General features: G+C 58.5%; 10 protein-coding genes. 5 read left to right on the forward strand and 5 right to left on the reverse strand.

Going from position 1 to position 11,769, the window contains the following annotated elements:
* Nucleotides 1–179: 179 nt before the first annotated feature.
* Nucleotides 180–1,016, reverse strand: coding sequence for a plasmid pRiA4b ORF-3 family protein (locus CO670_RS25985; RefSeq protein WP_245426011.1), 837 nt, complete (start codon nucleotides 1,014–1,016; stop codon nucleotides 180–182).
* Nucleotides 1,017–1,211: 195 nt separating this feature from the next.
* On the opposite strand from CO670_RS25985, the gene CO670_RS25995 reads away from it, so the two are divergent.
* Nucleotides 1,212–1,535: a hypothetical protein gene (locus CO670_RS25995; RefSeq protein ID WP_097592884.1), complete on the forward strand. Its 324-nt coding sequence runs from the start codon at nucleotides 1,212–1,214 to the stop codon at nucleotides 1,533–1,535.
* Between the two features lie 295 nt (nucleotides 1,536–1,830).
* On the opposite strand, the gene CO670_RS26000 is transcribed toward CO670_RS25995, so the two are convergent.
* The gene (locus CO670_RS26000; RefSeq protein WP_010031308.1) at nucleotides 1,831–2,604 is read right to left on the reverse strand and encodes an SOS response-associated peptidase; all 774 of its coding nucleotides are present in this window, start codon (nucleotides 2,602–2,604) and stop codon (nucleotides 1,831–1,833) included.
* 60 nt (nucleotides 2,605–2,664) lie between these two features.
* A complete protein-coding gene (ligD, locus tag CO670_RS26005; protein WP_018247130.1) occupies nucleotides 2,665–3,732 on the reverse strand; it encodes a non-homologous end-joining DNA ligase in 1,068 nt (355 codons plus the stop codon).
* 282 nt (nucleotides 3,733–4,014) lie between these two features.
* Here ligD and CO670_RS26010 point away from each other — a divergent pair, with 282 nt between their 5' ends.
* Genes CO670_RS26010 through CO670_RS26020 form a run of 3 tightly spaced genes read left to right on the forward strand, consistent with a single transcriptional unit; the run spans nucleotide 4,015 to nucleotide 9,474 of the window.
* On the forward strand, nucleotides 4,015–4,791 hold the full coding sequence (locus CO670_RS26010) for an ImuA family protein (RefSeq protein ID WP_004680469.1): 777 nt from the start codon (nucleotides 4,015–4,017) through the stop codon (nucleotides 4,789–4,791).
* The gene (locus CO670_RS26015) at nucleotides 4,712–6,223 is read left to right on the forward strand and encodes a DNA polymerase Y family protein (protein WP_004680468.1); all 1,512 of its coding nucleotides are present in this window, start codon (nucleotides 4,712–4,714) and stop codon (nucleotides 6,221–6,223) included. The genes CO670_RS26010 and CO670_RS26015 overlap by 80 nt, the downstream gene beginning before the upstream one ends.
* Entirely contained in the window at nucleotides 6,220–9,474 is a 3,255-nt protein-coding gene (locus CO670_RS26020; RefSeq protein WP_097592885.1) for an error-prone DNA polymerase, read from the forward strand. Before CO670_RS26015 ends, CO670_RS26020 begins: the two co-directional genes overlap by 4 nt.
* Nucleotides 9,475–9,553: 79 nt before the next feature.
* On the opposite strand, the gene CO670_RS26025 is transcribed toward CO670_RS26020, so the two are convergent.
* Nucleotides 9,554–9,781, reverse strand: coding sequence for an XRE family transcriptional regulator (locus CO670_RS26025; protein ID WP_004680466.1), 228 nt, complete (start codon nucleotides 9,779–9,781; stop codon nucleotides 9,554–9,556).
* 430 nt (nucleotides 9,782–10,211) lie between these two features.
* Between CO670_RS26025 and CO670_RS26030 the strand changes: the two genes are divergently transcribed.
* Complete coding sequence (locus CO670_RS26030) at nucleotides 10,212–11,321, forward strand: hypothetical protein (RefSeq protein WP_018247131.1); 1,110 nt, start codon at nucleotides 10,212–10,214, stop codon at nucleotides 11,319–11,321.
* 90 nt (nucleotides 11,322–11,411) lie between these two features.
* Here CO670_RS26030 and CO670_RS26035 read toward each other — a convergent pair.
* Nucleotides 11,412–11,769, reverse strand: a 358-nt coding sequence (locus tag CO670_RS26035) for a transposase (RefSeq protein WP_141502397.1), incomplete at its 5' end; no start/stop codon positions are given.

Here is an 11,769-nt window from a genome sequence, read left to right on the forward strand (position 1 = left end):
AAAGCATTGACTTCAGCAATTGATCGACTTCTCAGTACGAAAAATCATAGTCGCTTCTTGTTGTCTCCTCGTCCGCTAAATTAGGTTGGCGAACGGAATAACGCGACAGCAACCGGAGAAAGTGTTGAGCCCTTTTCCCACGCCATGATGATCACCGTGACGCGATAGTCCTTCACCTCTCAATACTGGCTCACCATCCACGTTTTCAATAGCTTAGCAATTTTAAGCTGCGGGTCGTCAGTTCGATTCCCATCAAGGCGTCTATCTTGAACCTCATCCAATTCATTTCGTGGACATGGGTTTGGGTTTTGGTTGGTACAGGCGCCGTTTGACGAGCGCAAAGCGTTGCGGAGATCCTTGTCCACCACCGCAAGATCGAGCCATTCCGGATCGAAGTAGCCGCCGCACCACCGGATAGTTTCAGTATATTCCGGATCTTCCTTGTCGGCGATGATCTCCAGGAAGCGCTCATAGCCGGAAACGCCGCCAACATCTTCGGGTGGCCGCGCCCTTTCGCCAGCAATGCAGCTTCCCTGTTTTGGCGAAGGCGCGAGTGTCAGGAATTCCTCGACCGCAACGGTGTGCCGCCAGCCATCCCCGAAATCATAGTTATAGCTGAAGACAGAACCTTCTTCAAAGTCCAGCAAGCGAACCTCTGTCTGATCGAAGACGCGAGGATCGTCGTCGGTCGCGTCCTCTGTGAGGACCTCGATATCACCATAGCGTAGACCACCAATCCGAAACTCGTAGAGATGATAGTTCCACCAGTTGAAGGCAGCCTGAATTCCGAGATGCAGGTGCTGAAGATTCCAGTCGATGGGCAGGACTAACCGACGCCAGACTTGCGGCTGGATCTCGTCGATGGAAACTTTGATCTGCACGGCGTTTGCGGGCTTGAACATGACAGGAATGAACAAGGTCGCAAGGAGATCGTCAAGAAGGTCGCTCGACGATATGGCTGGGATCGGCACGCTCCTGGCAGCAACCTGCCGGCTTGTGCAGGCGTCGATGCTCACTATCTCTGGTATGGGCCTGAATTGGAGCATCGCCATGGATCAAAGCGCGGCCGATATGGTGTCGAAGGTGTGCATCGAAATTCTTCCGCCGGAACGGGAAGACACCTGCACTCCGGACGCAGCAATCTGTCCCTGCTGTCGAAAGTTGCGCCCGGCATCGAGCATGGATGACGATGGCTGTGGGATTTGTGACGAATGGCTGGCGCCCTGACCTCCAGCAAAGAAGCGTCTGCTGTTTCTGCCTCATTTGAAGCCGCGCTTGCCAGACTATCTGACGGCTATATTCACGGGAATTTCGGTGGTCGAGCATGGGGCGTGACCGTCAAGCGGTCGGAGGACGGAAAGCGGACTTGGCTCTATGGCGAGGAGCTTGGCGGAACAGATATCATCAGCTTCAACTTCTATCGATTGGCTGCATCAGGCTCGCTGCTGAAGCCGTGCGAAATGTCATCCACCAAGGTGATCGAGTTCGTTCTCGGCTTTGAGCCGAGTACGCAGAAAGCTGTGCCTTCATCATAGTGGCCGAAAAATAAGCAAAAGATTTATGTTGCAATGCAGCATACGCATGGCTGCATTGCGATCTGAATGCTGGCGATCAAAGAAGCCTCTGGTATCCTCAGGGCATCGAAGCAATGCACCTCCTCCCGCAGGGCTTCGTGTTTCAGGCGACCCACCCCTCCTCCCAAGGGACGTCTGACGGAACAGCGGCACTCCTCCTCCCAGCCGTTGTTCAATTCTTTCGAAAAGCCTGCCGCACCTCCTCCCGCTGCAGGCTTTTTCGTTTTACGACAGATTCGTGGTCTGAGATCAGGCGTCAAAGCAGACTACCCTGTTCCACCGGCTCTCCGGATTTCGACACGATCGTAGATCCGTATGGTTCGCGTGAAGAAATGATGAGCGCATCATTCTGTAGTGGTCGAGCGAGGTGCTTTGCCTCGTCCCAAGGCGCCCGCATCCAGATGTCGGTTTCTTCCTTTGTCAGCAACAGTACCGGCATGGCCTTCTCGTGGATGGGCTTGACGAGATCGTTGGGATCCGTGGTGAGAAACCCATAGAGGTCGTCAGTGGTCAGGCCGTCCCTGACCTTCCGCACGCTTTTCCACTGCGGCACATGAATGCCCGCAAAGAACATCAGCGATTTCGCCTCATCGCGGGCAAACCAGGTATTGGGTACCTTGCCGCCGGTTTCCTGGCTTGCCGGATCCGGTTCGGCAAAGCTTGTGACCGGGACCAGGCATCGATGCTCGATGCCAAACCATCGTGTCCAGTGGGGAAGGTTAAGCTTGCGGACATTGGTCACGCCCCGGTCCGGTTCCATGCGGATGAGCTCGTCCATTTCGACTGCCTGACCCTTGGCTCTCAGTTTCTCCGCCCGAGCTTCCGCAGCCTTCTTTTGCACGAAAATCGGCGATGGCAGGCCCCAGCGCGCATGCACGAGCTGCTTTCTTCCGTCAGCCGTGTTGCGGACGACCGGCCCCATCTGGTCGGGGTTCATCTGATAGGCCGGCATCAGATTGATCAGGCTTTCGGCATCCTGGGCCCACTTCGCGACCCAGTCCTTGTCTTCCATCCGGTAGAGATTGCACATCCAACGCCATCCACGTTCGCAAGGTCGTGGAAGACAATCTAACGGACGATACCGATTTCGCTAGTCGAGCGTGAAGACGTCGGCATTGTCCTGACGTTCCCGCAAGCCCTTGTAGGATGGATGCCGCAGTTTGCCGTCTCCGGTCCAGGCCCGAAACTCGATCTCGGCGATCAAGGTCGGCGCGACCCAGACGATGTCAGCTTTCCCGGCGAAGGACACAGGTGGCTGCTTTTGCTTCCAGCGCAGATTGTCGAGCGTCTTGCGCAGCCTATCCATCTCGGCTTGCTTGAAGCCCGTGCCGACGCTCCCAACATGAACAAGATCATGGTCGCGGTAGGCGGCAAGCACGAGAGACCCGAAGCCGCCAAGCGACGCCGTGGATGGCTCATAGCCGACGATCATGAAGGCTTCGCTCTCAACGCATTTGACCTTCACCCAGTCGCCGGTGCGGCCGGAGCGATAGGGCTGATCGAGGTTCTTGCCGACGATGCCTTCGAGACCAAGGCGGCAAACGTTCTCAAGCAGGACAGCGGGATCCGCGTCGAACGTCTCCGAAAGACGGATGGCGCCATCTTTCTCGGTGAGCGTATCCTCAAGAAGATGCCGGCGCGAGCGGTATTCGATCCCGCGCAGATCATGGCCGTCGAGATAAATTAGATCGAAGGCGTAGAGAATGGCGTCCGAGGCGCGGTTGCCAGCGGCCTTTCCAGAAGCGCCGAGCGATTGCTGCAGCAGCTCAAAATCCGGTCGCCCTTCTTGGTCAAGCACCACCGCCTCGCCATCGATGATCATCGTCGCCGGCCCGAGCGCCCGAGCGGCCTCTGCTATATCAGGAAAGCGATGCGTCCAATCATGGCCACCACGTGTAAGGATGCGCACACCTTGCGGCTCGATATGGACCGCCAGGCGATAGCCGTCCCATTTCAGCTCCCAGCTCCACTGATCACCTTTTGGCGGATGTGCCTTCAGCTCAGCCAGCGCTGGCTCAACCCGATCGGGCATGGGATCGAAAAGCAGCTGTGGCTGTGCCGGATTGCGTTTCCTGCGTGGCTTCGAGCGGATCGGAGCTTCGCCGTCACGAAGAAGCGGCTTTGTTCTAGGTGGGTTTGACCTGGGAGGCTTTGTCATGGCTGAAGTGCAGCACAAAAAGCTTAAGAACATTGCGACGAACTGACTTCTTTCCCCGCTATCCACCGGCAGGGCCCAAACGCCCGGAAACTGCGCCAAAAATTCTTTTCGGCCTTACGCGATTGATTCCGTTCGCAATCTTCAAGATCGCTAATGCTAGGCGAATATTCCTACGCTCAATGTGTCTTGACTCTTTGCTGGCACAAGAACAGATAGTGAACATATCGCCCGCCCGACATGATGTCGATCCCGCCAACGCGACCTTGAAGGGAGCCGTGAACGATGAATGCTGCCCGTGCCACGAGGGCCCCTGAGGAGGTTTCCGATGTGATCGCCAATCTGCGCGAGCGCATCGCATCAATGGAGGGTGCGCAGGCCAGACGTGCCGGCTGTCTGCCCTTCGGTCTGTCGGAGATCGATGCGGTCCTGCCGGGCGGTGGTCTCGCCCATGGAGCGCTGCATGAGTTCGCGGGCGGCGGTTCCGGTACTGTTGATGGCGCGGCGGCGGCACTCTGTGTGGCCGGCATTGCCGCGCGAACCAAAGGCCCCGTCGTTTGGTGTTTGACCCGACCGGATCTATTCTTTCCGGCGCTTGCCCAGGTGGGCCTCCATCCCGACCGGGTGATTTTTGTCGAGTCCGACAGGGAAGAGGATGTTCTGGCCAATATGGAGGAGGGACTGTCGTTCGGCGGTCTCGGAGCGGTCGTCGGCGAACTTGTCCGCCTGCCGATGGTCAGTTCCCGCCGATTGCAGCTAGCCGCCGAGCGAACCGGGACGATGGCTCTTGCCGTCCGGCGATGGCGACGGCAGACCGAGGCGAATGATTTTGGCCAGCCGACGGCGTCAACAACCAGATGGCGGGTCAGTGTGATGCCATCGGAAGAGCTGCCGGTACCGGGGGTGGGCAGGCCTCAATGGTTTCTTGAATTGATGCGCGTGAAAGCGGGTGAGTGTGCTGAGTTTCTCGTGAGGGCGTGTGATGACAAGGGTCGTCTCGATCTATCTTCCGGATCTGCCGACGGATCGTATTCGGCGGGCGGATCCCTCCATTTCGCCTGAACAGCCAATTGCCGTGATCGCAAGAAGCGGGTCGAAGCGATGGGTTTCGGCTGCCGACCCGGCTGCCCGGGTGGCAGGCGTGCATGTCGGCATGCCGGCGGCAAAGGCGCAGTCGCTGTTTCATGGCCTGATGATGGTCGACGCGGATATCGAAGCCGATCGGGTAGCCCTCGAACGCATCACACTGTGGGCACTAACAATCTATTCGCCGATCGTCGCGATTGACGGGATCGACGGCATCGTGATGGACACCGAAGGCGCCGACCACCTGCAGGGCGGCGAGCTGCCAATGGTGACAAAGATCGCCAACCAGTTTCTGGGCAGGAAGCTGACTGCCCGCGTGGCGGTCGCCGACAGCTGGGGTGCAGCCCATGCCTGCGCCCGCGCAATCAAGCGCGAGACGATTGTCATTCCGCCGGGTGAGACAGTGCGGGCCGTCGAAAAGCTGCCTATATCGCTCCTGCGCCTGCCGGCAACGATTGTCAGCGATCTCCGCATTCTCGGATTTCAGACGATCGGGGAGCTTGCCAATACCCCGCGCGCGCCGCTGACGTTGCGCTTTGGGCCGGAGGTTGGGCGCCGTCTCGACCAGATGCTCTGTCGCATCGCCGAGCCGATCAAGCCAATCCGGACGCCTGAGCTGGTCGAAGTCTCGAAAGCCTTCGCTGAACCAATTGGCGCTGCCGAAACGATCAACAAATATGTCGGCCGCCTCGTCGTCCAACTGGTCGATGAGCTTCAGAAGCGCGGCCTTGGGGTGCGCCGCGCCGACCTGATCGTCGAGAAGGTCGACGGCACCAGACAAGCCATTCGCGCAGGCACTGCCAAACCTGCCCGCGACGTTGCCTGGCTGACGAAACTGTTTCGGGACCGGACGGAAAAGATCGAGCCGGGTTTCGGGATCGAGAGGCTCACCCTTGTCGCCGTCATGGTAGAGCCATTGGAGGAGGCGCAGAAAGTCTCTGCTCTGGTCGAGGATGACATCACCGATGTGACACCGCTCATCGATATCTATGGAAATCGGGGCCAGCGGGTCTATCGCGTCGCGCCGGTTGCATCCGATGTGCCGGAACGTTCCGTCCGGCGGATCAGTCCCGTTGCTGAACCGATCCCTGTTGCCTGGGTGAGCCATTGGCGCCGTCCAGTCCGGCTTTTGCCACGACCCGAACTGATCGAGGCGATTGCGCTGATGCCGGACCGGCCGCCTGTTTCCATCGTCTGGCGCGGCAAGCGCCGTAAGGTCAAACGCGCCGACGGCCCGGAACGCATCTTCGGGGAGTGGTGGCAGCGTGACGCCGAGATGGAGGCGGTGCGGGACTACTTTCTCATCGAGGACGAGGCAGGCGAGCGCCTGTGGGTGTTCCGCTCCGGCGACGGAGTGGATCCCGAGACCGGGTCCCATCGCTGGTTCTGCCACGGGATCTTCGCATGAGCTACGCCGAGCTGCAGGTCACGACCCACTTTTCCTTTCTGCGCGGCGCCTCCTCTGCACAGGAATTGTTCGAGACGGCGAAACAGCTCGGCATCGAAGCACTCGGCGTCGTCGATCGCAATTCGCTGGCCGGGATCGTCCGCGCCCTGGAAGCATCTCGCGCCACGGGTCTGCGCCTGGTCGTCGGCTGTCGGCTCGATCTCGCGGATGGGATGTCTGTGCTGGTCTATCCGATGGACCGATCCGCCTATTCGCGCCTGACGCGCCTCATCACGCTGGGCAAATCGCGCGGCGGCAAGAACAACTGCATCCTGCACTGGGACGATATCGTCGCTTACTCCGAGGGGATGATCGGCATTTTGGTGCCGGATCTGCCGGATGATCTTTGCGCGATCCAGCTTCGAAAAATGGCTGAGCTGTTTGGTGATCGCGCTTACGTCTCTCTCTGTCTGCGTCGGCGACCGAACGACCAGTTGCGGCTGCATGAGATTTCCAACATGGCGGCTCGGTTCAAGGTCAGAACCGTCGTCACCAATGATGTGCTGTTTCATGAGCCGGGCCGGCGGCAATTGCAGGACATCGTTACCTGTATCCGGCACAACACCACGATCGACGATGTCGGTTTCGAGCGCGAACGCCACGCCGACCGCTACCTCAAGCCACCGGAGGAAATGGCACGCCTGTTTCCGCGCTACGCGCAAGCACTCGCGCGAACCCTGGAAATCGTGCATCGCTGCAAGTTCTCGCTTGAGGAGCTGACCTACCAGTACCCGGAGGAAGCCATCGTTCCGGGCAAGGACGCCCAGGCGTCTCTCGAGCATTATGTCTGGGAATGTGCGCCGGACCGGTACCCGGAAGGTCTGCCGCCGGACGTGTTGAAGACCGTACGCCACGAGCTCGATCTCATCCGCACCATGAAATACGCGCCGTACTTCCTGACGGTGTTTTCGATCGTGCGCTTTGCCAGAAGCCAGGGCATTCTCTGTCAGGGCAGGGGATCGGCGGCCAACAGCGCCGTCTGCTATATTCTCGGCATCACATCGATCGACCCCTCGACCAATGATCTCCTCTTCGAGCGTTTCGTCAGCCAGGAACGCGACGAGCCGCCGGATATCGATGTCGACTTCGAGCACGAACGGCGCGAGGAGGTCATCCAGTGGATCTACAAGACTTATACCAAGGAGAAGGCGGCACTTTGTGCGACCGTCACCCGATACCGGGCCAAGGGCGCAATCCGCGATGTCGGCAAGGCGCTTGGCCTGCCTGAAGATGTCATCAAGGCGCTGTCGTCAGGCATGTGGTCCTGGTCGGAAGAAATTCCCGACCGAAACATCAGGGAACTCAATCTCAACCCGGACGACCGGCGCTTAGCGCTCACCCTGAAACTGGCACAGCAGCTGATGGGCGCGCCGCGTCATCTCGGCCAGCACCCCGGCGGCTTTGTCCTCACCCATGACCGGCTGGACGATCTTGTACCGATCGAGCCGGCGACGATGAAAGACCGGCAGATCATCGAATGGGACAAGGACGATGTCGAGGCTCTGAAGTTCATGAAGGTGGATGTCTTGGCGCTCGGGATGCTCACCTGCATGGCCAAGGCTTTTGATCTCATCCGCGAGCACAAAGGGCAGGATCTTGATCTCTCGAAAATCAGCCAAGAGGATGCGGCGACCTATGCAATGATCCGCAAGGCTGACACGCTCGGCACCTTCCAGATCGAAAGCCGTGCGCAGATGGCGATGCTGCCGCGGTTAAAACCGCGCACGTTCTACGATCTCGTTGTTCAGGTGGCGATCGTGCGGCCGGGCCCAATCCAGGGCGACATGGTGCATCCCTATCTCCGTCGTCGCGAAGGCAAGGAGCCCGTCGAGTATCCGACACCCGAGTTGGAGGCGGTGCTCGGCAAGACACTTGGCGTGCCGCTGTTTCAAGAGTCAGCGATGCGCGTCGCCATGGTCTGTGCCGGCTTTACCGGTGGTGAGGCCGACCAGCTGCGCAAATCCATGGCGACCTTCAAGTTCACCGGCGGCGTCTCGCGCTTCAAGGACAAGCTGGTGTCAGGCATGGTCAAGAACGGATATTCGGCCGAGTTCGCCGAAAAGACCTTTTCGCAGTTGGAGGGCTTTGGCTCATACGGCTTTCCGGAAAGTCATGCGGCCTCCTTTGCGTTGATTGCCTACGCTTCGAACTACATCAAGTGCCATTGCCCCGACGTCTTTTGTGCAGCCCTTCTCAACAGCCAGCCAATGGGATTTTATGCTCCGGCCCAGATCGTCGGGGACGCGATCAAGCATGGCGTCGAGGTGCGGCCGGTCTGCGCCAACCGCTCGCGATGGGACTGCACGCTGGAAAGGATTGGAGGCAGCGATCGTCATGCTGTGCGCCTCGGGTTTCGGCAGGTGAAAGGGCTGGCTGTCGCGGACGCCGCACGGATCGTTGCAGCGCGCATGAACAACCCGTTCGCCTCAGTCGATGACATGTGGCGCCGGTCTAGCGTGCCGACCGAAGCGCTTGTTCAACTCGCGGAGGCCGACGCCTTTCTGCCATCGCTGAAACTCGAACGACGCGATGCGCTTTGGGCGATCAAGGCGCTGCGCGACGAGCCGTTACCCCTGTTTGCCGCCGCCGCCGAACGTGAGGCAACAGCAATTGCCGAGCAACAGGAGCCGGAGGTGGCACTTCGGCAGATGAACGACGGCCACAACGTGATCGAGGACTACAGCCACATCGGGCTGACTTTGCGCCAGCATCCGGTCGCCTTTCTGCGCAAGGGCCTGTCGGTACGCAATATCATCACCTGTGCCGAGGCGATGAATGCTCGGGATGGCCGATGGGTTTACACCGCTGGACTCGTGCTGGTGCGGCAGAAGCCGGGATCGGCCAAGGGTGTGATGTTCATCACCATCGAGGACGAGACGGGTCCGGCCAACGTCGTTGTGTGGCCGTCGCTATTCGAGAAGCGTCGGCGTATCGTACTGGGATCCTCAATGATGGCGATCAACGGGCGGATCCAGCGAGAAGGGGAGGTGGTCCATCTCGTCGCCCAGCAACTCTTCGATCTCTCAGCCGATCTGGTTGGCCTTGCCGATCGAGATACGGAGTTCAGGCTGCCGACCGGGAGAGGCGACGAGTTTGCCCATGGGGGTGGGCCGGATTCACGTGATCGGCTAAAGCCGGTCGTTCCGCGGGACATGTTCACACCCGATCTTCATATCGATACGCTGAAGGTGAAGAGCCGGAATTTTCATTGAGCGATCTGGGTAAATGTCTGGTCGGAGGCGCTATTGGTTCAAAGCGATGTTACTTCTCAGTGGCCACTTCGCTGAAAATCTAGATGTTGACCGAGGCGTCGGGGAATTTCGCGGTGATCTCGAACGTGCCGCCCAAAGCCTCCATATAGCGTCGCAGGCTGCTGACATAGATATCGCCACGCTGCTCCAGCTTTGCGACAGCCGGCTGCTTCACATAGAGTGCGCGTGCCAGATCCTGCTGAGTTTTTTCGGGCCACGCGCAGCTCGTGTAGCGCCAAGTCTTCGAGAATTGTCTTTGTCGCTTCATCTTGCGGGCACGGCCTTCTGGGCCATTCTGTTGTGCAAGGTGTCGGATGAGAAGGGGAGGGAAAGGAAGTTGCTGCCGTTTGGCTTCTAGAAGCCCCGACTGCCCTTACAATATCGTCCTGAACGGCCTCGATCAGCGTCGTGTACCACTCACCAAACTCGTCGTTTATTGGGGGAACAAGAGGCGTGCGAAGCATACGCTAAGGGCGAACGGAATGAGAATTTAGGCTCCCGCAATGCGACGCTCTCGCTGAGAACGTCGCGCAGTGTTCAGGCACTGTGATGATTAGTCCGGACCTGCGAGCGAAGCTCGTCTCGTCGCCAAGAACCTAGAGAATTAGTAACGTAAGGTTGTTACTTAGGTGTATTGGCGGTGGCGAATGTATGGCGACCGGGCAAATGAATAGACGCTCAATGCAGAAACAGAGAATATGACCGTACACACTTTCAAATCCTCTTCCAGCTCTCCCGAAATAATTAAGATCAACAAAGGCTTAATCCGCGAGAATTACCGGAACCGAAGGCAGACAAATGTGATGGTGGACACCAACATCCTGCTGACGATTGAAATCGCGTATAACGGATCGCAGCGGCATAAGGACTTGAAAGACGCAGGCATTGTCGATCTGGCAAGGTTGATCGAGACGACGTCAAAATACGGCGTTTTCATATCGCCTGCTGCTGCCTACCAGGAGCTTCCGCCGGGGCGACGGGCTCCGGTCGAGGCTGCGTTCGAAAGGTTTTGCAGAGACTACCTGCCCAAGTTCCGGGATGACCCTAACTCAGTGAAGGTTCCTTTCGCCGGCGAAAGTTTTGAGCCCGAGGCCTTCAGTGCACTATCACCGGAGCGTCAGACGACCATCGCCTGCTCTTATGCGTCACTGCTGGCCTTAAACATTATTTATCGCCTGGAAGCGTTGGACGGGTTTGAAAAATTCACGCTCTACATCGACTACTGCGAGGAAGTCCTTAACCTCATCAGCCTGAAGGAATTGTCGATCGCGCGATACGTATTCGCTCCTGAAAAGGGTATGACTGACGTTGTGAGGACGCGGAAGTCGGCCACTGTGAACAATTTCACGAAACTGAAGAAGGGCGGCGCCAAAGGCTTGACCCGGGTCCAAGAGCTACACCGTATCGCGCTGAACGGTGCTAATGACCTAAAACTGATCTCCGCCGCTGATATCGTGAATAATTCACGAGAGCAGTTCATGTTTGGAGTGATCGAGCACGATGTGTGGATCGCGACTCGTGACGAAAAACTCTACGAGTTCTGCCGCGCATGTCCAGGTTTCGTTGGCTGGGGGGCCGGGGGACCCCTTGCCCGCTTCGTTGACACACACGCAGATATAAAAGGCACCCGCTATTGGAAGGACACCATAGACCTGCAACAGCAAAGGCTCGAAGCGCGTTACGCAACGGTTGATCGAGCCAAGGAAATGGACGACATCGTGGCGGCGGCTTTCAATATTGAAGCTGACCTCTTGGACGATAGGGCAATCGGGTACTTTTCAAAGAGATCATGGAGATCTCAAGGGTGACGAGCATTTGCGTCTAAAAACCTCGACAGAGCTATGGTCGGCACTGAGCAGGTAAAAAACCGTGCCACTAAGAGTCCGTGCCGAAACTGGTCATGATTGGCGTGCGATGCGTCTGACGAGGATCATGACGGCTGCCGCGTAGAGGAAAGCGGTGGCGGATTCGATGGTCGCCTCGGCGTCCTTCCATAGCCTGCGGTTACGGCTGATCCAGGCGAAGAAGCGCTCGACCACCCATCGCCTCGGCTGCACGGCGAAGCCGATCTGATCGGGCTTTCGCCTGACAATTTCGACTGCAATGGACGTGGCTTCGGCCACGCGCGGGCCTTGGTAGCCTGCATCGGCGAAGACCTTGCCGACAAATGGAAATGGCCGCCGCGAGGCTTGCAGCACCGGGCCCGCTCCGTCGCGGTCCGTATCCCTCCGGTGAAAGCCGCGTAAACATCGGAGT

The organism is Rhizobium sp. J15, assembly GCF_002531825.1.
GTDB lineage: Bacteria > Pseudomonadota > Alphaproteobacteria > Rhizobiales > Rhizobiaceae > Rhizobium.

What these genes read in the sequence shown, in the direction of transcription:
- CO670_RS25995 (WP_097592884.1), top strand. Translation starts at nt 1,212, where the DNA reads ATGGCTGGCGCCCTGACCTCCAGCAAAGAAGCGTCTGCTGTTTCTGCC.
- CO670_RS26000 (WP_010031308.1), bottom strand. Translation starts at nt 2,604, where the DNA reads ATGTGCAATCTCTACCGGATGGAAGACAAGGACTGGGTCGCGAAGTGG.
- ligD (WP_018247130.1), bottom strand. Translation starts at nt 3,732, where the DNA reads ATGACAAAGCCTCCCAGGTCAAACCCACCTAGAACAAAGCCGCTTCTT.
- CO670_RS26010 (WP_004680469.1), top strand. Translation starts at nt 4,015, where the DNA reads ATGAATGCTGCCCGTGCCACGAGGGCCCCTGAGGAGGTTTCCGATGTG.
- CO670_RS26015 (WP_004680468.1), top strand. Translation starts at nt 4,712, where the DNA reads ATGACAAGGGTCGTCTCGATCTATCTTCCGGATCTGCCGACGGATCGT.
- CO670_RS26020 (WP_097592885.1), top strand. Translation starts at nt 6,220, where the DNA reads ATGAGCTACGCCGAGCTGCAGGTCACGACCCACTTTTCCTTTCTGCGC.
- CO670_RS26025 (WP_004680466.1), bottom strand. Translation starts at nt 9,781, where the DNA reads ATGAAGCGACAAAGACAATTCTCGAAGACTTGGCGCTACACGAGCTGC.
- CO670_RS26030 (WP_018247131.1), top strand. Translation starts at nt 10,212, where the DNA reads ATGACCGTACACACTTTCAAATCCTCTTCCAGCTCTCCCGAAATAATT.